General features: G+C 49.1%; 20 protein-coding genes. 4 read left to right on the top strand and 16 right to left on the bottom strand.

Translation table 11 applies throughout. The features are described 5' to 3' along the window. The 3 genes from ACN0UY_RS08250 to ACN0UY_RS08240 are packed head-to-tail and all read right to left on the bottom strand — an operon-like array spanning position 1 to position 3,337. Positions 1 to 1,314, bottom strand: coding sequence for an N-acetylmuramoyl-L-alanine amidase (locus ACN0UY_RS08250; protein WP_417666203.1), 1,314 nt, complete (start codon positions 1,312 to 1,314; stop codon positions 1 to 3). Next, positions 1,314 to 1,793, bottom strand: coding sequence for a tRNA (adenosine(37)-N6)-threonylcarbamoyltransferase complex ATPase subunit type 1 TsaE (gene tsaE / locus ACN0UY_RS08245; protein ID WP_417666202.1), 480 nt, complete (start codon positions 1,791 to 1,793; stop codon positions 1,314 to 1,316). The genes ACN0UY_RS08250 and tsaE overlap by 1 nt, the downstream gene beginning before the upstream one ends. A gap of 38 nt (positions 1,794 to 1,831) precedes the next feature. Further along, positions 1,832 to 3,337, bottom strand: coding sequence for an NAD(P)H-hydrate dehydratase (locus tag ACN0UY_RS08240; RefSeq protein WP_417666201.1), 1,506 nt, complete (start codon positions 3,335 to 3,337; stop codon positions 1,832 to 1,834). 68 nt (positions 3,338 to 3,405) lie between these two features. Between ACN0UY_RS08240 and queG the strand changes: the two genes are divergently transcribed. Next, positions 3,406 to 4,521, top strand: coding sequence for a tRNA epoxyqueuosine(34) reductase QueG (gene queG / locus ACN0UY_RS08235; protein ID WP_417666200.1), 1,116 nt, complete (start codon positions 3,406 to 3,408; stop codon positions 4,519 to 4,521). A 234-nt stretch (positions 4,522 to 4,755) separates the two neighbouring features. Here queG and ACN0UY_RS08230 read toward each other — a convergent pair whose 3' ends face one another. From ACN0UY_RS08230 to ACN0UY_RS08200, 7 genes are all read right to left on the bottom strand, one after another. After that, the gene (locus ACN0UY_RS08230; RefSeq protein ID WP_417666199.1) at positions 4,756 to 7,434 is read right to left on the bottom strand and encodes a cation-transporting P-type ATPase; all 2,679 of its coding nucleotides are present in this window, start codon (positions 7,432 to 7,434) and stop codon (positions 4,756 to 4,758) included. Between the two features lie 34 nt (positions 7,435 to 7,468). Continuing rightward, positions 7,469 to 8,026, bottom strand: a complete 558-nt coding sequence (locus ACN0UY_RS08225; protein WP_417666198.1) for a DUF1415 domain-containing protein — start codon at positions 8,024 to 8,026, stop codon at positions 7,469 to 7,471. Further along, complete coding sequence (locus ACN0UY_RS08220) at positions 8,023 to 8,433, bottom strand: VOC family protein (protein ID WP_417666197.1); 411 nt, start codon at positions 8,431 to 8,433, stop codon at positions 8,023 to 8,025. The genes ACN0UY_RS08225 and ACN0UY_RS08220 overlap by 4 nt, the downstream gene beginning before the upstream one ends. 3 nt (positions 8,434 to 8,436) lie before the next feature. Further along, positions 8,437 to 8,799 carry a DUF805 domain-containing protein gene (locus ACN0UY_RS08215; protein ID WP_417666196.1) on the bottom strand — a complete coding sequence of 121 codons (363 nt, stop codon included), beginning with the start codon at positions 8,797 to 8,799 and terminating at the stop codon, positions 8,437 to 8,439. Between the two features lie 102 nt (positions 8,800 to 8,901). Then, positions 8,902 to 9,819 carry a M14 family metallocarboxypeptidase gene (locus ACN0UY_RS08210; RefSeq protein ID WP_417666195.1) on the bottom strand — a complete coding sequence of 306 codons (918 nt, stop codon included), beginning with the start codon at positions 9,817 to 9,819 and terminating at the stop codon, positions 8,902 to 8,904. A gap of 30 nt (positions 9,820 to 9,849) precedes the next feature. Next, positions 9,850 to 10,260 carry an MAPEG family protein gene (locus ACN0UY_RS08205; protein WP_417666194.1) on the bottom strand — a complete coding sequence of 137 codons (411 nt, stop codon included), beginning with the start codon at positions 10,258 to 10,260 and terminating at the stop codon, positions 9,850 to 9,852. 68 nt (positions 10,261 to 10,328) lie between these two features. Beyond that, positions 10,329 to 10,562 carry a YheV family putative zinc ribbon protein gene (locus ACN0UY_RS08200; protein WP_417666193.1) on the bottom strand — a complete coding sequence of 78 codons (234 nt, stop codon included), beginning with the start codon at positions 10,560 to 10,562 and terminating at the stop codon, positions 10,329 to 10,331. A gap of 68 nt (positions 10,563 to 10,630) precedes the next feature. Between ACN0UY_RS08200 and ACN0UY_RS08195 the strand changes: the two genes are divergently transcribed. Then, positions 10,631 to 12,529 (top strand): ATP-binding cassette domain-containing protein, encoded by a 1,899-nt coding sequence (locus ACN0UY_RS08195; protein WP_417666192.1) that lies wholly within the window; start codon positions 10,631 to 10,633, stop codon positions 12,527 to 12,529. Next, a complete protein-coding gene (locus ACN0UY_RS08190; protein ID WP_417666191.1) occupies positions 12,529 to 12,753 on the top strand; it encodes a YheU family protein in 225 nt (74 codons plus the stop codon). The genes ACN0UY_RS08195 and ACN0UY_RS08190 overlap by 1 nt, the downstream gene beginning before the upstream one ends. Here the strand turns inward: ACN0UY_RS08190 and cysQ are convergent. Together cysQ and nudE are read right to left on the bottom strand one after the other, a co-directional pair. After that, positions 12,728 to 13,573: a 3'(2'),5'-bisphosphate nucleotidase CysQ gene (gene cysQ / locus ACN0UY_RS08185; RefSeq protein ID WP_417666190.1), complete on the bottom strand. Its 846-nt coding sequence runs from the start codon at positions 13,571 to 13,573 to the stop codon at positions 12,728 to 12,730. The genes ACN0UY_RS08190 and cysQ overlap by 26 nt on opposite strands. Next, the gene (gene nudE, locus ACN0UY_RS08180) at positions 13,570 to 14,118 is read right to left on the bottom strand and encodes an ADP compounds hydrolase NudE (RefSeq protein WP_417666189.1); all 549 of its coding nucleotides are present in this window, start codon (positions 14,116 to 14,118) and stop codon (positions 13,570 to 13,572) included. Before nudE ends, cysQ begins: the two co-directional genes overlap by 4 nt. An 87-nt stretch (positions 14,119 to 14,205) precedes the next feature. Between nudE and sthA the strand changes: the two genes are divergently transcribed. Continuing rightward, positions 14,206 to 15,612, top strand: a complete 1,407-nt coding sequence (gene sthA, locus ACN0UY_RS08175) for a Si-specific NAD(P)(+) transhydrogenase (RefSeq protein WP_417666188.1) — start codon at positions 14,206 to 14,208, stop codon at positions 15,610 to 15,612. On the opposite strand, the gene envZ is transcribed toward sthA, so the two are convergent. From envZ to ACN0UY_RS08155, 4 genes are all read right to left on the bottom strand, one after another. Beyond that, entirely contained in the window at positions 15,609 to 16,949 is a 1,341-nt protein-coding gene (envZ, locus tag ACN0UY_RS08170) for a two-component system sensor histidine kinase EnvZ (protein ID WP_417666187.1), read from the bottom strand. The two genes, sthA and envZ, sit on opposite strands and share 4 nt — an antisense overlap. A 1-nt stretch (position 16,950) precedes the next feature. After that, the gene (ompR, locus tag ACN0UY_RS08165) at positions 16,951 to 17,688 is read right to left on the bottom strand and encodes a two-component system response regulator OmpR (protein WP_417666186.1); all 738 of its coding nucleotides are present in this window, start codon (positions 17,686 to 17,688) and stop codon (positions 16,951 to 16,953) included. A gap of 81 nt (positions 17,689 to 17,769) precedes the next feature. Further along, a complete protein-coding gene (locus ACN0UY_RS08160) occupies positions 17,770 to 18,744 on the bottom strand; it encodes a diguanylate cyclase (RefSeq protein WP_417666185.1) in 975 nt (324 codons plus the stop codon). Beyond that, positions 18,741 to 19,538 (bottom strand): alpha/beta fold hydrolase, encoded by a 798-nt coding sequence (locus ACN0UY_RS08155; RefSeq protein ID WP_417666184.1) that lies wholly within the window; start codon positions 19,536 to 19,538, stop codon positions 18,741 to 18,743. The genes ACN0UY_RS08160 and ACN0UY_RS08155 overlap by 4 nt, the downstream gene beginning before the upstream one ends. Positions 19,539 to 19,662 lie beyond the last annotated feature (124 nt).

The raw sequence follows: 19,662 nt of genomic DNA, 5'->3' as shown, positions 1-19,662 counted from the left end.
TTAAGATGATGGAATTTCGAGCTTTTGCCCAACATACAAAACGTTGCTAGACAAATCATTGCGCTCTTTTAGTGCTTTTATCGATGTATTATAGCGTTGCGCAATCACTGACAGCGATTCACCTGAACGAACCACATGGGTGCTGTTACGATTGGTCGCAAACAAAGTACCATCGGGTGGACGGCGTTGGAAATAATTGCGAATGCCCTGATAAATTGCACGCGCGAGTTGCTGTTGATGCTTGTTGCTAAGCAGCTGCTTTTCTTCTTGATGGTTGGAGATGAATCCAGTTTCAACCAACATAGACGGTACGTTACCTGAAGTTAACACCGCCAAACTAGCATGCTGCGGTTCTGTTTTATGCATGTGCGCTACTCGTTTCATTTCCGCAATCACTTCACGCGCCATTTCATAACCGGTGCTCATAGCGTGGCCCATGGTCATATCAATCAACGCTTTGTTGAGGTAACCGTAGGTGTCATCTTCTTCAATGCGCATGTCGACACCACCGAGCACATCCGACAGGCGTTCTTTGTCCTCGAGCAAGCGACCCATTTCGTTATTCGCCCGCCGTGTTGATAGCACCCATACTGAGGCTCCGCGTGGCTGTGGACTGGTAAAAGCATCTGCATGCACCGACACGAGCAAGTCAGCTTTTATTTCTTCTGCTTTGCGCGTACGCGCTTTTAAGCCAACGTAGTAGTCATCGGAGCGAATCAAATAAGCTTGCATGGCGCTATCGCGGTTAATTATATCTGCCAAAGCCTTCGATATTTTCAGTACCACATGCTTTTCGTAGGTCCCACTTGGCCCTATCGAACCGGGGTCATCGCCACCATGACCAGCATCTATCGCAATCGTGACTTTACGCTCCTCAAGCTGGTCAGCGCGCAAAGGTTCATTTTTGCGTGCAATTGAACGCCCGGGCAAATCGATGACCAACCGCTCTCCATAGCGATCATTAGCCGCTAACGGGAATACATTGGCATCAATTTTATCTGACAGCTCAATAACAATTCGAGTGGACTGTTTATTTTTTGGCGTGCTGGTACGAATTTTTTTTATCAGCAACGAGTCGTTCTGCACCTTGTTTAGGTCAAGGCCTAGCTGGGTACCATCAAAATCGATGACGAGTCGGTATGGCGTAGCTTGATAGAGTGTGAAATAACTAAATTCCGGGCTGTCACTAAGGTCAAATACCACACGTGTGTTGTCCGGTGCTGGCCACACCCGAACGTTCACAATCTCATTGGCATGAGCCGCGCCACTGAAGAGCACGCACATGAACACCACTGCAGCATAGATATTTCGCATTACATTGTATCGAGCAATACTCGACCCCGTTCTGTTCGCGCATTTAAAGTGATTGATCGCGCTGTACCCGCATAATCAATCGTTATAATTATATCTGGCTGTGGAAGATACCCTTCACCGCGTTGGGGCCACTCCGCTAAAATAATTCTATGGGATCCAAGGTAATCACGGATACCCATAAATTCAAGCTCTTCTGGGTCGGCCAAGCGATACAAATCAAAATGGTTGATTTGCCAAGGTGCCAAGTCATAGCTTTCTACCAGCGTGTAGGTCGGGCTTTTTACGTGCCCCTGATGCCCTAACGCTTGAATAAAGCCACGGCTAAACGTTGTTTTACCCGCACCCAACTCACCTAATAAATACACCGTCAATGCACTATTGCATAGCTTTTTTTCTTGAGCTGACACCGCTTGCGCTAAGCGCTTTGATAACGCCAGTAATGCCGCTTCATTTTCCAAATAAAGAGTCTGACTTTGCATCAATTATCCACTGTAAAAATCTTAGCTGCCACCGTTGGTTACCCGGGCTGTTGGGTCGGGTTTACAAGCGCGCGCAACTGCATCAATAAATCGCTTGCTAGTGTACCACGTTCTCCGTTTTGCGCAGCATTCTCACCCGCGACAGCATGCAACCACGCACTCACTGACAATACGTATTCAGCATCAACATGCTGTGCAATCATTGCCCCGACAACGCCACTTAGCACATCGCCGCTGCCCCCCGTCGCTAATGCTGGGCTGCCGCGACGACATACCCAGCGCATGTCACTGCCGTAATTTTGAATTAATGTGCCTGAACCTTTGAGTAACACATGTGCATGAAAGTTCTGACAAAGTTGTGTAAGGGCCTGCATCCGGTCTGATTCAACATGTTTTGCGCTACTTTGAAGCAAACGCCCAGCTTCGCCGGGGTGCGGTGTAAAATACCACGTGGCTCCTTCGGGTTTACTGATAGGTTGCTCTGCAAAAATATTGAGCGCGTCGGCATCCCAAACTACCGGGCCCTCCCAAGTCGCCACCTGCTTAACCAGCTGTTGCGCCCATGCCGTTTGGCCAAGCCCTGGCCCAATGACGACCACCGAAGCAAGCTTCAACAAACGACTTAGATCATCATCAACATGATGCACCATGAGCTCTGGCTGGCTAACGGCCACCGCGAATTGGGATGACGCATGGGTCGCCACCGAGACCTTGCCGGCCCCACATCGCAGTGCTGCGCGCCCGGCTAAGGTTGCTGCGCCACTCATCCCAGGAGCACCACCGACAATCAACACATGACCGAACATGCCTTTGTGCGATGAAGGATCTCGAGTTGGTAAGCACTCACGTACTACATTTTGACTTATCGCTCTTAACGCAGGCTTCGCTTGAAAGAATGTGCCAGCGACACCTAAATCCGCAAGTTCAACGGTTCCGCAGAAACTGGCGGCCTGACCGGTAACCAACCCAACTTTAATTGCAACCATCGTTACGGTTTTGTTCGCTCGCACTGCTATTGGCTTAGGGCAACCCGTATCACTGTCTAATCCAGTAGGCACATCAACGCTAAGCACCCAACAGCCACGGCTTTTATGATTTAACAACGCAACCACACGTTGGTAAGTGGCATCTAAATCGCGGGAAAGGCCATTTCCAAGCATGGCGTCTACCACAATATCGACCCCCTCAAAATGCTGACTTTGTAAATCTTGGAGCGCCATCGACGAGCCGCCATGATCATGCCATGCTTGCGCGGCGGCCTTAGCTAAGTCGGAGCTCGGTTCCGCAGCCGCTATAGACACCCGATAGCCAGCTTGCTGGGCAAGTCGTGCTAGTACCCAGCCGTCGCCGCCATTATTGCCAGGGCCACAAAGTATCAGCAGCTGCGCGCCAGTAGACTGCTGTTGCTTGATCGCTTGCAAGCATGCCTGCGCTGCGCGCTGCATTAACTGCGCCATACTTACGTCATGTGCCGCAGCGGCATTTGCCTCGCCGCTGCGAACTTGTTCGGTGGTGTAAATCATCGCACTGAAATCTCGAAGCATCGGTGCATCCTTGTATGTTTTTTGCTATGTTAGCGCTGCTCTCTATCCTAGAGGATAAATCGAATTGTATGGATTATCATCAACTCGCTGAAGATATTAAACGTTGGGGTACCGAACTTGGCTTTCAAAAAGTCGGTATTACCGATGTTGATTTAAGCACTGAACGCGAACATTTGCAGCGTTGGCTTGACCAAGGCATGCATGGCGATATGGAATGGATGGCGCGTCATGGTGACTTGCGTACTCGCCCCGATCAACTGCACCCGGGCGCTGTGCGCGCTATATCCGTGCGCATGAATTATTTACCGGCCGAAGCCGGTTTTGCTAAAACGCTTAAAAACCCTCGCCTTGGCTACATCAGCCGTTACGCTCTCGGCCGCGACTACCATAAACTGATGCGAAAACGCCTCAAACAGCTGGGCGATAAAATTCAATCAGCTTGTGCCGAGTTGGATTTCAGGCCGTTTGTTGATTCCGCACCAATTATGGAAAAACCTCTGGCCATAAAGGCTGGGCTTGGTTGGCGTGGCAAACACACTTTGGTGCTCGACGAAGGCAGTGGTTCGTGGTTTTTCCTTGGCGAGCTGCTGGTTAATTTACCGCTACCTATGGACAGTGAAGTTCAGGAAAAATGCGGTACCTGCAGCGCTTGTATCACTATTTGCCCCACCCAAGCCATTGTTGAGCCTTACGTGCTTGATGCCAGACGTTGCATTTCCTACTTAACGATTGAATTGCGTGACAGCATTCCGGAACAGTATCGACCACTGATGGGCAATCGCATTTATGGTTGTGATGACTGCCAACTCATCTGCCCTTGGAATCGTTATGCCCAGTTAACGGATGAAGACGACTTTGCGCCACGCAAAGATTTACACGCACCGGAATTACTAGAATTATGGCAATGGGATGAAGAACAGTTTCTGAAGCGTACCGAGGGCTCACCCATTCGGCGCATTGGCTATGAATGCTGGCAACGTAACTTGGCCGTTGCCTTCGGTAATGCGCCAACAGATACCGATATTATTGCAGCGTTAGAGCAACGTTATCCGAGCAGCACACCGATGGTACAAGAACATATCGACTGGGCATTAACACGCCAGCGGTCAGGCGCTGTTAAAGTTGAAAAGCAGGTGATTCGACTTGTGCGCGCGGTCGAGAAGGGGCTAAAGCGTGATGCGTAGCACCTTTGTTTGATTGTTGAACGGCAGGAAGTTCCTTCACAAAACTTTCTTGCTCCTGCGGGCTGCAGGCAACCAAAACCACCATAGTACTCATAATTAAACCCAATAAAAACTTGTACATGATGCCGCTCTCCCACAGTCAACGTTACGGCAGCTATGGTAGCGAGCTGCATGACGCCGCTCAACAAGTTAAATGAAAGGATTTCGTAAAAGCACTATAAAAGGTGCAGGAGATTACAAGCGCCAATTAAATAAACGGATTCGTACCTGCTTTTCTGCCTCAACAACCAGCAACAATGCAACACCTATCGCAAGTACCAGTAACCCGTCGCGCCAACCGATTGCCGCTGTGCCCAATAACTGTTGGAACGCGGGGACATACGTCACAGCCGTTTGTGCCAATAAAATCAATACAATTGCAGTCCATAGCGGGCGAGTACCGCGCAGTGAGCGCAGTGTCAGCGATGTGCCGTAGATGTTGCGGATAAAGAACAGATGAAATATTTCTAATATTACCGCGGTATTTAGGGCCAAGCTGCGCGCCAACTCAAGTGTGTAACCTTGCCCTAATGCATATTGGAAAATACCAAATATACCCACCATAAAGAGCACTGAAACCAGCACAATGTGCCAAACCAACGAGGCACGTAATAGCGGTTCGGTGCGCTGCCGCGGCGGCCGTTGCATGCTGTAAGCTTCAGTTGGTTCAAATGCAAGCGTCAACCCCAACGTGATGGCAGTGACGAGGTTAACCCACAATAACTGAACTGGCGTTATAGGTAATGCCATACTCATGAGTAAAGCAACTATGATGGTCATGGACTCGCCCACGCTAGTAGGAATGTCCCAACTGATGACTTTTTTCAAATTGTCATAGACCGTGCGGCCCTGACGAACTGCTGCAACAATGGATGCAAAGTTATCATCCGTTAACACCACGTCAGCTGCTTGTTTGGCCGCCTCGCTGCCGCGAATACCCATGACTATGCCCACATCAGCCCGTTTTAAAGCGGGCGCGTCATTCACGCCATCTCCTGTCATGGCAACGATATGCTGTTGCGCTTGCAGCGCTTTCACTAACCGCAGTTTGTGCGCGGGGCTGGTACGGGCAAACACATCGGTTGTCGCCAATGCCGCATTAAATTGCTGGTCGCTTAATTTATCCAACTCCGCTCCAGTGAGCACTTTATCTGTATTGATAATGCCAACTTGCTGCGCAATTGCTCGGGCTGTACCTGGGTGGTCGCCCGTGATCATTTTCACTCCAATTCCAGCTTGCTGGCATTCTTTTACGGCAACAATTGCCTCAGCGCGTGGCGGATCAACAATGCCGACCAAGCCTAACAGCACTAAATTTTCAAGGTGATTTGACGAGTCCAGCAATACAGTGTCTGGCTCCACACTTAGCTGGGCAAGGGCCAAAACCCGCAGACCTTGTTGCGCCATACGTTCAGCTTGTTGTTGCCAATAGTTTAGGTTCAAAGGTTGGATATCATGGAGCGTTTGCTGCTGTGAGCACATCGATAACACTTGTTCAGGCGCCCCTTTTACATGAACGAAACTCTGCCTATCTTGGCTGTTATTCAGGGTCGCCATGTAACGACATTCAGCATCGAACGGGCGCAAGTCGTCCCGTCGCCAATGCTTCCGTCCGTGTTCAACTGAGCTGCCAATTTTTTCAGCCAACACCACCAACGCCCCCTCCATTGGATCGCCGCTTACGGCCCAGTCATCCTCCTGTTGCTGCAATTCTGCGTCATTACACAACAACGCAACCCGCCCAAGGTGCTGTAACACCGAATGGCTTTCAATTGCATTGACGTCGCTGATTTCACCTGCCGGATTATACCCCTCACCCGTAACCTCAAACTGTTCATCGGCAGTCACAACTGCTGTCACCACCATTTCATTTCGGGTAAGCGTTCCGGTTTTATCGGTACAGATGACTGAAACTGCGCCTAACGTTTCGATACTTGGCAAATGACGAACGATGGCATTGCGCCGCGCCATGGCTTGCACCCCAACCGCTAGCGTAATCGTCATAACTGCCGGCAGCCCTTCGGGAATAGCTGCTACAGCTAAACTCACCATCACCATGAATAATTCGGCGAACGGCAGCAGCTGCAATAGGCTCGCATAAATGAGTAGCAACAATGCCAACGCCAATATGATCAGAGTCAACCATTTGGAAAACCGCGCGGTTTGCACCACCAACGGGGTAGTCAGCCGCGTCACTTCCGTCAGCATGACACCAATTTCGCCAAACTCCGTTGCTGTTCCTGTCGCCACCACAACGCCTTGCGCTTGTCCGGTGGTTACCCAAGTGCCCAAATAAGCCATGCTAGCGCGGCTACCCAACGGGGTGTTCACCGCAACTGGCGCAGTTTGCTTGCTCACAGCCGCAGACTCACCGGTAAGCACCGCCTCCTGTACTTGCAGGTTGTGACAGGTAATCAACCGCACATCTGCCGGAATTCTTGCACCGGGTTCAAGCAAGACAATGTCGCCAACAACCAAATGTTCAGCAGGCACTTCAATGCGATTACCGCTGCGTAAAACAACAGCTGTCGGCGCCAACATATGTTGCAAGCTCGCTAGTGCTGACTCGGCTTTACCTTCTTGCACATAGCCAATGATTGCATTAATTAGTACCACAGCGAAAATAACCACAGCATCCACATAGTGCTGTAGCATCAAAGTGATAACCGTTGCGCCTAAAAGTACGTAAATAAGAACGTTATGGAATTGCCGAATAAATCGTTTAAGTGCTGAAGGTGACGGTGGTTCAGGAAGTGCATTTGGCCCATTGTTAACGAGACGAATTGCCGCCTCGGCTTCGCTTAAGCCTGTTTTAGATGCGTTAACAGCACGCAAGGTTGCGGCTGCGTCTTCAGCGTGCCAATTGGAACGCATGAGGCCTCCAAAAAACGTGGTTTTGCGCTAACCGTTAGTCCTTTAGCGCTTTAATGTCGGCTAATATTTTCTCAAAAAAGGCCGCACCTTTTTTTGTTGCGAACTCAACATTTCGTTCGGGAATACGTTCCGGTTTCGCATAACTCGCTAACGCTGCGGTTACCCCGTCCTCACGCAGCAAATGCAACATTGGGTAAGGCGATCGGTTGGTATAATTTGCCGCATCATTCGCATCACAGCCGGCAAACTGATAGTGCGGATGAAAAGTCGCGAGTTGATAAACTCCCGTATAACCCTCCAGTTCGAGTAAACGTTCCGCGTAATCAACAAGTTCTAGGTAGTCGTTAAAATCGTCAACGCCCGAAGGTAATATGAGTATAGCGGTAGCGATATTTTGGTTGTCATCAAGCTTTTTGCAAAGGTTTAACAAGCTTTGCAATTGTTCTGCGGAAGCATCGCTTGGCTCAACCTGGTAATCAATGGTTTGCCGCTCTACTTCTTGCCGTGCAAATGGGCACAGATTAAATCCAACGATGACTTGTTCTACCCACGCTGCTGTTTGCGCAATTAATTTCTCAGAGTTTTGATTCATAGTTTCGGGTTGTAAACCACTTCCCATAAATGTTGTTCGGGGTCCATAAAGTAACCGGCATAACCGCCCCAATCGGTTGCTTTCGCGGGTTTAATCCACTGTGCACCTGCTGCCTGAGCTTCTTTCAGTACAGCATCAACTTCAGCTTCAGAATTCACATTATGGGCGAGCAATACATGAGTTGGCGAGGCTGGAGTTGCTGGTAACCCAGCGTCCTTTGCCAGACTGTCACGCGGCCACAATGCGAACATCAGGCCACCGTCTAGCTTGAAAAAAGCGGCAGCACCATGTTCATATTCTTCGCCAATTATTCCTTCTGTCGCCCAACCGAGCCCGTCGCGGTAAAACGCGACGGCTCGCTCCAAATTACTTACTGTCAGTGTAATAAAGGAGATATGGGGCCGCATGAATTAGCCTTTAGGGTTCGGGCCAAAGCGGTTCTCGCCTGGTGTGCCGTCTAACACAAAAAATACTAACAGTACGATGCCACCAATCAGCGGAATAAGGCTAATTAGCAACCACCAACCTGACCGATCGGTATCATGCAACCGCCGAACACCAACTGCAATTGATGGAATTAAAACAGCTAAACCGTAGATAACACTTAGTAAACCTATACCCGCTTCTGGATCACCGAGACCCAAAAAGCCATCGATAAATCCTAAAACTAAAGAGATGATGACGTTGAATAATATGAAGAACCAATATTCGGAGCGGCGCGCACGACCACTAAACACAGCATATTTCTTGAGTACGGTAATATACCAATTCATGTTATTTTCCTTTTTATAATGCCCTTTTATTATCGGCCTGTCGCATCGCTGGGCTCGATGCGACAGTACTGCATTCCGTTTGCAAAAATAACCTAAATACTCTTACTTATGCTTGCGCAGATACTCAATTGCGCCTGTTACTGCGGCGACTTGTGCATCAATACATTCTGCTGGCGAAGCGTTTTCGCTATCGGGATAAACCTCGGTTGTGCTGACATAAGGCGCATCGGTTAACCCCATACATAAACCCAGCTGTTTACCGGCGTAATGAATAACGCCTTCTTGCTCAATGGGTGCTCCAATCAATTTGCCATCTTCATCTGCTGGCGCAATATGGGTAACTTTACGCACTGAATCAATAATCGCTTTTTGGAAATCAGGCGTTGGTTTTTCAGAGTTCCCAACGGTATAAAATCCGTCTGGAATATTCCAATTGGTGTTCACTGTGCCGTCGCGCGCAGCTAAGGCAGGTCTAAATTCAGAGTTATCCGTATCGGTTGTTTCATGCAAATCAATGTGCATTAGAAACTCTAAGTTGTGCCGCGCAAGATAGTCCATAATAGCTGCGCATTCACCCGCAGGGCTGTTTTGCTTAAACGAACGATTCGGATCGATAGCGAATGGATTCCAGCGATTAATGGTTTCGTAACCCCAAGGACTGATGCACGGTGCAACGAGAATATTAAACCACTGGCTGTAATGCTCCGCCTGTTGTTTAACGAACGCCAATGCGCCATGTACGCCTGAGGTTTCGTAACCGTGAACGCCACCAGTGACCAGAATATTCGGTTTAGTGCTGTCCCATTGACGGGTTTTAACTAAAAACAACGGGAACGTATTGTTGGAATAATCCAAGGCACCGTATTGCTCAACATCAAAACGATCGTGCAATGTATTAATTTGGCTGACAACATCTTCAAAGTAAGAACGCTTCACTTCTTGTGCGGCAAGCCACTGCTGCTTTTCTTCCGCTCCCCAAGGTTTTCCTGGAGTTCCAATTGGATACTGCTGGTTTGTCATGCATTTACCTTTTACGTCACACTTAATTTATTAAGCCACTAAATCCATGGCGATTTGCACCAACACAACAATGTTGGCGATTACACCAATTATGAAAAAATAGCTGCGCGGGCTCGGATTGCGCTCGGTCGCTATGCCGTAATACAACAACATGTGGACAATTCGTGCGAAGGCAAACGCCCATACCGAGATGGCAAACCATTGTGAATCAACGCCAACGAAAATCGCTAAAAATGCTGCCGCAATAAAAAACGGAACGTTCTCGAGACTGTTATGGAAGGTGCGGTGTGCACGAAAAACGAACGAATTGTGACCGAGAGTTTCATCAATCTTTCCGGGGACGGCACCTGCTTGTTTTGCTTTTGCGCCACTGGCAATAATCCATTGCACCATCACCGTGGTCAAAATAACCCACAAACCGCCGTAAACTAAATGACTCATAACTCGCCCTTGCACTGAATGAAGTTAACCTAACAGTAGCGGGTTAGTGGGTAAGGTGCAATATCCCGTTACTCGGGTTTGAAAATCCCGATAAGACCTTCTTGATTTACCGTGCCAGATGGTTTTTCGGCATCAGCTTTGGGTGCCGCAGGAGGCTTGGCGCCGCGCTCCGAAAACTCATGCCCACATTGCACACAACTCACCTGCTCTTGCTCACCTTGAATGGTTAACATGAGGGTGTCTTGCGCATGACACGCTGGGCATTCTGCGCCAGCGATAAAACGTTTACGAGCTTGAGTCATATTCACCTCTGTTGCTATCAGGTATAATTGTCGCAGAAACTTAGCAGAACACCAAGTCAGGGCTTTCTATGATAAACATTCGCGCGATGTCGTTAATGCGCGGCGGCAAGTTGTTGCTCGAAAATGCAGATATTACCATTTTCCCAGGCCATCATGTGGGCTTGGTTGGCCGTAATGGCACTGGTAAGTCGTCATTGTTTGCATTACTTCGCCATGAATTAACTGTAGAGCAAGGCGATTGTGAGGTGCCACGGGGCTGGCGTATTGCTAGTGTAAAACAAGAAACGCCTGCGCTTGAACGCTCGGCACTTGAGTATGTGCTTGACGGTGACGAGGAGCTAAGAAGCCTTGAAGCGCAATTGGCACAGGCCGAACAAAGCAATGATGGCCATGCCATTGGTGCCTTGCATGACAAACTCGCCACCATCGGTGGCTATGATGCACCTTCGCGCGCCGCAGCACTGCTAAATGGTCTTGGTTTTCAGCCAGAACAAATCTACCACCCCGTTAAAGCGTTTTCCGGGGGATGGCGCATGCGCTTAAACCTGGCGCAGGCTTTGATTGCTCGCGCTGATCTGTTGCTGCTGGATGAGCCCACTAACCATTTGGACGTCGATGCAATTTTCTGGTTGGAAGACTGGCTCCAACGCTTTCCCGGAACCTTGATGGTTATTTCGCATGATCGGGACTTTCTCGATGCCGTTGCCCAGCAAATTATTCTCATTGAGCATCAAACCGCGACCACCTATAACGGTAATTACAGCAGCTTTGAGCGCCAGCAAGCCGAACATTTAGCCCAGCAAGAAGCGCAGTTCGAAAAAGAACAGGCTCAGCGCAAGCATTTACAGACTTATATTGACCGTTTTCGCTATAAAGCCAGCAAAGCTAAACAAGCACAAAGCCGAATTAAAGCATTAGAACGGCTGCAGGCAAGTGCGCCGCTGCGCGCAGCGAGTGGATTTAATTTTAGTTTTCGTGCGCCCGAGCAGCTGCCGAACCCGCTGTTAACGCTTGAGAAAGTGCAAGCGGGTTATGGCGATACGGTTATTTTAAAAGGCATCAAATTCAACTTAGTTCCCGGCAGCCGTATCGGCTTGTTGGGCCGAAACGGCGCTGGTAAATCCACCTTGGTTAAATTATTAGCGGGAGAACTCAAGGCGCAAGCCGGGGTGGTGGAACTCAACCCAGGCGTTAAACTTGGCTATTTTGCCCAGCACCAGTTGGAAATGCTCGATATCAATGCCTCGCCACTTATGCATGTTCAACGCCTTGACCCAACCGCAACAGAACAAGCATTGCGCGATTTTATTGGTGGTTTTGGCTTTTCGGGTGACGCTGCAACCGCGAAAGTTGCCCCTATGTCGGGCGGCGAAAAGGCACGCTTAGTATTGGCTTTAATTGTTTATCAAAAACCCAATCTATTGCTGTTGGACGAACCGACCAACCATTTGGATAGCACCATGCGCGAAGCGCTGGTTTATGCGCTACAAGACTTTACCGGTGCAATGGTTATTGTGTCGCATGATCGCCATTTACTGCGCACCACTGTGGACGAGTTTTATTTGGTGGCAAATCAGCATGTCGAGCCCTTTGCTGGTGACCTAGACGCTTATCACGACTGGTTGAAGCAGCACACCCAAGCTGCCGCAATAGCTGACAACGCCAGCAGCGGGAAAGCCGATCGCAAAGCCGAAAAACGCCAAGCCGCCGAACAACGCCAAGCGTTGAAGCCGCTAAAAGACAGGGTGCTTAAAGCAGAAAAGACCATGGCTCAGCTTGAGCAAAAATTGGCGGACTTGAACACGAAACTTGCCGACAACGGACTTTACGAAGAAGCGCGCAAAAACGAACTGACCGATTTGCTCAAACAACAGGCCTCCACACAAAGTCTGTTAAATGCTGCGGAAGAAGACTGGATGGCCGCGGAAGAAGCGCTGCAAGAAGTACAGAACGAGGCAAGTAACTAATGGAGATTCCGTGGCAACAAGTGAACCCAGAAACGTTAACCGGCATTATTGAAGCTTTTGTTCTGCGCGAAGGTACCGATTACGGTGACCACGAAAAATCGTTGGAACAAAAAGTGGATGATGTTCGTGCACAATTAGAGCGCGGTGAGGCGGTATTAGTCTGGTCTGAATTGCACGAAACGGTGAATATACTCCCAGCTAATCACCGCTTCGATGGTGAATGAAAACACTCTGCCACGGCACCGCTGGGTCACCTAAAATAATAAAATTTGGGTTGCCTAAATCAGCTTCTTGGTTGTAGGTAAGTGGCTTAAAGTTCTCATCGACAATACGCCCACCAGCTTCTCCTACAATAACTTCTGCGGCGGCTGTATCCCATTCCCCTGTTGGCCCTACACGCAAAAAACAGTCCGCCTTGCCTTCGGCGATCATGCACGCTTTGAGCGAGCAGCTGCCGGCAGGTAGCATGGCTAACTCGCGATCTCCGGTCATGCGTTGCAACACCCGCTCACGCGGCTGACGACGGCTAATCGCCATATGAATCACGTCTTGGTCAGGGTCAGCAAGTCGCCGTATGTGAATTCGCTGCTTGCCATGCACATCTTCTCGATACGCACCCTGCCCACTTTGAGCAGTATAGAGCACATCGCCGGCTGGCCAATAAATGACGCCCAGCACGGGCTGGTTGTGCTCTACCAACGCAATAATAACTCCAAAGTCTCCACTACGGGCGATAAACTCCTGCGTGCCATCAATAGGGTCAATAATCCAATAGCGTGGCCATTTCTTGCGCTCCTCAAAAGTCAGGTGGGTGCCTTCTTCTGACAAAATGGGAATATCTGGCGTGAGTGCAGCAAGGCCATCGACAATCAGACGGTTGGCGGCGAAATCGGCACTGGTAACGGGTGAGTCATCGGCTTTTTCGTAAGTTTCATAGGCTTGTTCTTCGTAGAGTTCAAGAATTAAATCGCCCGCTTTCAGCGCCACTTCCGCGGCCCCTGCTAACCATTGTTGCAACTGCTCAACGGAACTGTTTTCATTCATTTCTGCAATTCCCTTAAAGTCATCAGAAGCGCGGCAATACTGCGCGCTTCGGTAAAGTCTTCTTGCTCAAGCAGCGCATCCGCTTTACTAATCAACCAGGGTACCGGCTCGAGCGGCTCTGGCTCATCTCCTGGTAGACTTTCAGGGTACAAATCACGCGCGATAAAAATATGCATAGTAGCTGAAAAAAATTGCGGTGCCATGGTGACACTTTTCAGCGGTATTAATTGCCTCGCGCCATAACCAATTTCTTCTTTTAGCTCACGGTTGGCGGCTTGTTCAGGTGTTTCACCGGGGTCAATCAAGCCTTTGGGGAAGCCAAGTTGGTAATTATGCAGGCCGGCCGCATACTCGCGGACTAGCATTAGTGTGTCGTTATCAACAAACGGAACAATCATCACCGCGCCACGGCCACTGCTGGCCATGCGTTCAAATTGCCGCTCGACACCGTTGCTAAAACGAAGATCGATCGCCTCAATACGCAACAACCTACTGGTTGCTACAATTTGTCGCGTCAAAATTTCTGGAATGGGTTTGTGCGCCATGACGATTCCATTAAACTGGCTGAATACATCATCTTTCCGTTACTATAACGGCAAAGAAGCAAGCGGTACAACCAGAAGGAGCAGTTGATGAGCCCAACAGACCTGCAATTTGACGCAGTTGTTATTGGAAGTGGCCCCGGCGGCGAAGGCGCAGCAATGCAATTAGCTAAAAACGGACGCAAAGTTGCGATGGTTGAAAAACACAGTTCCATTGGTGGTGGTTGCACCCATTGGGGCACCATTCCGTCGAAAGCTTTGCGCCACTCTGTTAGTCGTCTCATTGAATACAACGCCAACCCATTATTTGCAGCGGAGCGCATTCAGCGCGGCTTAACCTTTGCCGAAATACTCCGCCATGCACAAGGCGTCATTCGCAAACAAGTTGGGTTGCGCAGCAGCTTTTATGAACGTAATGGTGTTGAGGTGATTCATGGCACCGCTGAGTTCGAAACAGCGAATCGTTTGAAAATCACGCAAGCTGACGGCACCACAGAATACATCACAACGAAACAGGTGGTGATTGCGACCGGCTCGCGCCCCTACCATCCACCTGACGTTGATTTTAGTCATGAGCGAATTTATGACTCGGATACCGTACTGAACTTAACCCATGAACCGCGCAGTATCATTATTTACGGTGCCGGTGTGGTTGGTTGTGAATATGCCAGTATATTTCGCGGCCTTGGCGTAAAGGTCGACTTGATTAATACCCGTAACCGATTGCTGAGCTTTTTGGATGCTGAGATTTCTGACGCCTTGAGTTATCACCTGCGCAATAGTGGTGTGGTGATTCGCCATAACGAAGAATACGAACGCATTGAAGGCCACGAAGATGGCGTGACCTTGTATACGCAATCAGGTAAACGTATTGATGCCGATTGCTTGCTTTTTGCTAACGGTCGCTCTGGTAATATTGAAGAACTCAAGGTGGATAATGTCGGTTTAAAACCAAACCATCGCGGTCAGCTTGAAGTGAATAAACATTATCAAACCAAAATCGACTCAATTTATGCCGTTGGCGATATTATTGGTTACCCGTCTTTGGCAAGCGCGGCCTATGATCAAGGTCGTATTTGTGCAACCGCGATGTTATTTGATGAGTGTGATCAACGGTTGATAAGCGATATCCCAACTGGGATTTATACCATTCCAGAAATCAGCTCCGTGGGTAAAACCGAAGAAGAACTGACTGAACAAAAAGTGCCATATGAAGTGGGTCGTGCGCAATTTAAACATTTAGCGCGCGCTCAAATTTCAAATATGGCAGTAGGTAACCTGAAAATTTTGTTTCATCGCGAAACCAAAGAGGTGTTGGGCATCCATTGTTTTGGTGAGCGCGCCTCTGAAATTATTCACATCGGCCAAGCCATCATGGAACAAAAAGGTGAAGGCAATACCATTGAATATTTCGTAAATACCACGTTTAACTACCCGACTATGGCTGAAGCCTATCGAGTAGCCGCATTGAATGGTCTGAATCGAGTGCGCGGTTAACGCGCACTTTCGGCATTTACCTCAAGCGGCAGTTCGACACGCACACACAAACCGCCGAGCCGCTGGCTACTGCCAAACAGCACGCGACCGTGGTGCCGTTCCACAATGCGTTTCACAATCGCTAAACCAAGGCCAGACCCCTTGGTAGAACGCGCTTTATCGCCTTGCGTAAACGGTTGCAATACGTGCTCAATTTGATTGGCCGGAATACCCGGACCATCGTCACAAACCTTAAACCAAGCCATTTTCCGTTGCTGGTCATAGCCCGTTTCAACAAGTACTCTTTCATGCCCATAACGCTCGGCATTTTCCAGCAAATTAATCAAAACGCGCTTGATTGAAATTTCCCGTACCGGCACGTCCGGCATCTCGTTATAGATGACTTCTATTTTGGAATGCCACGAATCTGGAACATGGGCAACCACATCTTCAACCAAGTAATTGAGGTTTTGTTGATCATTGTCAGCAGAAGTGTCGCTGCGAATGTAATCAATAAATTGATCGATAATGGCGTTCATATCGTCAATATCGCTGATGATACCTTCGGCCAAATAATCTTCATTCGGTGGCATCATCTCGGTCGCCAAGCGAATACGTGTCAGTGGTGTACGCAGGTCATGCGAAACCCCAGCCATCAACAGCGCCCGATCTTGCTCGAGTTGCTTGACCCCTTGACTCATCTGATTAAAAGCTCGCGTTACAGCAATCACCTCGCTGGAACCGCGTTCCGGCAGCTGGTCCGGATAGTCGCCTTTACCAATCTGCTTGGCGGCGGCCTCGAGCGCTTTCAGTGGTCGGTTTTGCCAATTGGTGAAAACCATACCGCCGAAAACGCTGAGTGCGCCAATGAGTACTAAGTAAAACAGCAAAGGTGAGAACCGGGCTTCGTCAAAGCTATCCAGCTCTATCACCAACCAATAGCCGGGCAGATTTTCCGTACGCAACCACACCTTATAGACAGTGCCTTGCGAAATGCGCACTTCGGTGTTGGCTTGCAAGAGATCAGATAGTTGCGCCGAGAGGAAGTTGTAGGTGGTGGTATCGGCCAGCCCTTGCTTAACTGCATCATTAATACTGACACCACGGATTCCTGTTGCTTCAGTGTAGCTTGTTACCAGCGTTTGTTGCTGTTCCGCGGTCAACTCAACCTGATCAATCCATTGGTCAAGTGCCAAAATACCCTGCACCTGTCGCGCGACCACACTACTAATTTGTTGCATGCTTGGTTTCACCACATACAAACCAATCATGATGTAGGAGACAATTTGATTGATCAGTAACAACGCGGCAATTAACGCGACCGTACGAGCAAATGCCGAACGCGGAAATAAGTGCATATTAGTTTGGTTTACCTGCTGCCTGTTTACCGTCTGGAACAAACACGTATCCCAGCCCCCAAACCGTTTGGATATAGCGCGGGTTGGCTGGGTCGGTCTCAAGCATACGGCGCAAACGCGAAACTTGCACATCAATGCTGCGTTCTAAAGCACTGTAGTCACGGCCGCGTGCTTGGTTCATCAGTTTGTCACGCGACATGGGTTGACGCGGGTGAGTCACCAAAGCTTTCAATACCGCAAATTCGCCGCTGGTGAGCGGCATGGGTTGATCACCACGAAACATTTCCCGCGTGCCTAAATTAAGATGAAACTCCCCAAAGGAAATTTCTTGATCTTCCGCACTCGGTGCGCCAGGAATCTCTTTGCCGCGACGACGCAACACTGCGCGGATTCGCGCCAGCAACTCACGTGGATTGAACGGTTTGGCCAAGTAATCGTCGGCACCAAGCTCAAGACCAATGATGCGGTCTACTTCATCGCCCTTCGCGGTGAGCATAACAATTGGAATGTCATTGTTTTGCTGACGCAAGCGCCGACAAATCGACAAGCCGTCTTCGCCCGGTAACATCAAATCGAGCACGAGTAGATGAAAGTTTTCACGTTCAAGCAAACGATTCATCTGCTCGCCTTCGCCTGCAGAGCGCACGTAAAAGCCCTGTTCTTGCAAATAGCGATCAAGCAAACTGCGCAACCGCGCGTCATCATCTACAACGAGAATTTTAAAGGTTTCTTGGCTCATAGTTTTATGCTCAGTGAAGCTAACTTTTGCACTATATGCGATGCAAACTCGTTTGCCAACAAAGGCTTGTAACGAAAGGTTTCAGGCTTGCACAATGCAGTTGCGACCATTGTGTTTAGCTTGATATAACGCGCGATCTACGCAGCTCAAAATACGCTCTCGATCATCATCTTCTTTAAGCATGGTTACCCCGATACTCACGGTTACTTGTCCGTGTTTAAAGGTATGCGCTTGCACGCTGTGACGAATTCTCTCCGCCGTGGTAAATGCGCCTTCACTATTAACATTTGGCACAATAACGGCAAACTCTTCGCCACCCACTCGTGCGACCGTGTCAATGTCACGAGTCAGGTCGCGCAATAATTTCCCTATACACCCCAGCACCTCATCGCCCGTGCTGTGCCCATGACCATCATTGATTTGTTTAAAATGATCCACATCAAGCAGGAGTAAGCCCGCGGTACTTGCGTCGCGTTTAACCAACGCCAAATGATTTTCCAGTGCGGCTTCAAAACTTCGGCGGTTATCTAATTGGGTCATTTCATCTGTGGTGGCAAGTCGCTGCAGTTGTTCGTTCAGTGCAAGTAGCTGTTCTTGTTTCGCTTCTAAATCTACTTGTGCTAATTCCAGAGCATCGGTGGCCTCGCGCTCCGCGGCGAACGCTTGCTCTGCTTCTATACGGGCGCTGAGCAGTTGGTCTTCAAAAATGAATCGCCGCTGAATTGGCATCATAGCGAACAAGTAGAGTAACTTGCCATCCCTTTCAACCGCAGTGGCGTTCATCAGCACAGGTACTTCGTTGCCTTTTTTATCGCGCAGCCGCAAATACATTTCGTCGACATTGCCATGGTGTTGCAATAAGGGGAAAACGTGTGTCAGAAAGAATAACTTGCCCGACCGGGAAAATAGCAAGTTAATGCTTTGCTCAATCAATTCGTTGCGCTGATACCCAAGCAAATTCAGTAGCATGTCGTTAATTTCAACAACATGATTATTGTCGTGAATGGCAATTAGCCCAACCGGTGCGTGACTGATCCAATGCTCAGAATTGATCATAAATTTGCCAGTATCTCCTGACTAACATTTTCCGGGGCGCTCAGGTGTGGGTAATGTCCGATAGCATCAAGCCGCACCAAGGTTACGTGTGGAATTTGTTGCGCCATAAAGTTAATCACCTCAAGCGGTACAATAACATCAACGTCGCAGTACAGTAAGGTGATGGGGACAGGTATCTGGCTGAGTTTGTCACGGTTGTCCGACAAAAACACCGCCTCGGCAAATTTACGCGAAATAACCGGATCGGCATTCGCAAAACTTTTTCGTAATTCATCAGCGAGTTCAGGACGGTGGCTGTTTTTCATCACTATTGGCGCAAGATAACCTGCCCATTCAAAATGATTGCGCTCCATCATGGACAATAATTCGATAATATCTTCGCGCTCAAAGCCGCCTTCGTAGTCACCGTCATTTAGGTAGCGCGGCGAGGGCCCAATTGCGATGATTTTCCCAAATAAATCAGGTCGCTTAATTGACGCGAGCATGGCCATCATGCCGCCAACAGAATGCCCAACAAAGTCGATAGCACCGCAATTAAGGGCCTCAATGACTTCGATGAGATCATCAACATAGCCATTAAGATCACTGTATTTCTTCAGTGTATAAGCACGAAAGTCTGAACGTCCGCACCCCACATGGTCGAAGGTTATCGGCGCGATAGTTGCGGGCATGAAAGAAATGACCGGCTCCCAAATTAATTGGTCACACCCAAAGCCATGCCCAAATAGCACCGGACGGCCCTGCTTGCGGTGCTCTATAATATGATTCCGTCGGCGTATATCGACTTTCGGCATGGTTTACTCCGCAGCTGCAATTGATCGAAAATAGGATCTTTGCACCTGCATTTCCAGTCTTTTCTTGCCACAATAGCGTTTGAACGTCACTCTGGTTCGATATTTTCTTTAGTGATAGTGCTTA

The sequence above is a fragment of the Pseudidiomarina sp. genome, from assembly GCF_048268165.1.
Taxonomy (GTDB): domain Bacteria; phylum Pseudomonadota; class Gammaproteobacteria; order Enterobacterales; family Alteromonadaceae; genus Pseudidiomarina.
The sequence above is the reverse complement of the archived record's forward strand: the minus strand, read 5'-3'. Positions and strand labels throughout refer to the sequence as shown.

Coding starts and splice junctions, on each gene's coding strand:
- ACN0UY_RS08250 (WP_417666203.1), bottom strand. CDS start 1,314: ATGCGAAATATCTATGCTGCAGTGGTGTTCATGTGCGTGCTCTTCAGT.
- tsaE (WP_417666202.1), bottom strand. CDS start 1,793: ATGCAAAGTCAGACTCTTTATTTGGAAAATGAAGCGGCATTACTGGCG.
- ACN0UY_RS08240 (WP_417666201.1), bottom strand. CDS start 3,337: ATGCTTCGAGATTTCAGTGCGATGATTTACACCACCGAACAAGTTCGC.
- queG (WP_417666200.1), top strand. CDS start 3,406: ATGGATTATCATCAACTCGCTGAAGATATTAAACGTTGGGGTACCGAA.
- ACN0UY_RS08230 (WP_417666199.1), bottom strand. CDS start 7,434: ATGCGTTCCAATTGGCACGCTGAAGACGCAGCCGCAACCTTGCGTGCT.
- ACN0UY_RS08225 (WP_417666198.1), bottom strand. CDS start 8,026: ATGAATCAAAACTCTGAGAAATTAATTGCGCAAACAGCAGCGTGGGTA.
- ACN0UY_RS08220 (WP_417666197.1), bottom strand. CDS start 8,433: ATGCGGCCCCATATCTCCTTTATTACACTGACAGTAAGTAATTTGGAG.
- ACN0UY_RS08215 (WP_417666196.1), bottom strand. CDS start 8,799: ATGAATTGGTATATTACCGTACTCAAGAAATATGCTGTGTTTAGTGGT.
- ACN0UY_RS08210 (WP_417666195.1), bottom strand. CDS start 9,819: ATGACAAACCAGCAGTATCCAATTGGAACTCCAGGAAAACCTTGGGGA.
- ACN0UY_RS08205 (WP_417666194.1), bottom strand. CDS start 10,260: ATGAGTCATTTAGTTTACGGCGGTTTGTGGGTTATTTTGACCACGGTG.
- ACN0UY_RS08200 (WP_417666193.1), bottom strand. CDS start 10,562: ATGACTCAAGCTCGTAAACGTTTTATCGCTGGCGCAGAATGCCCAGCG.
- ACN0UY_RS08195 (WP_417666192.1), top strand. CDS start 10,631: ATGATAAACATTCGCGCGATGTCGTTAATGCGCGGCGGCAAGTTGTTG.
- ACN0UY_RS08190 (WP_417666191.1), top strand. CDS start 12,529: ATGGAGATTCCGTGGCAACAAGTGAACCCAGAAACGTTAACCGGCATT.
- cysQ (WP_417666190.1), bottom strand. CDS start 13,573: ATGAATGAAAACAGTTCCGTTGAGCAGTTGCAACAATGGTTAGCAGGG.
- nudE (WP_417666189.1), bottom strand. CDS start 14,118: ATGGCGCACAAACCCATTCCAGAAATTTTGACGCGACAAATTGTAGCA.
- sthA (WP_417666188.1), top strand. CDS start 14,206: ATGAGCCCAACAGACCTGCAATTTGACGCAGTTGTTATTGGAAGTGGC.
- envZ (WP_417666187.1), bottom strand. CDS start 16,949: ATGCACTTATTTCCGCGTTCGGCATTTGCTCGTACGGTCGCGTTAATT.
- ompR (WP_417666186.1), bottom strand. CDS start 17,688: ATGAGCCAAGAAACCTTTAAAATTCTCGTTGTAGATGATGACGCGCGG.
- ACN0UY_RS08160 (WP_417666185.1), bottom strand. CDS start 18,744: ATGATCAATTCTGAGCATTGGATCAGTCACGCACCGGTTGGGCTAATT.
- ACN0UY_RS08155 (WP_417666184.1), bottom strand. CDS start 19,538: ATGCCGAAAGTCGATATACGCCGACGGAATCATATTATAGAGCACCGC.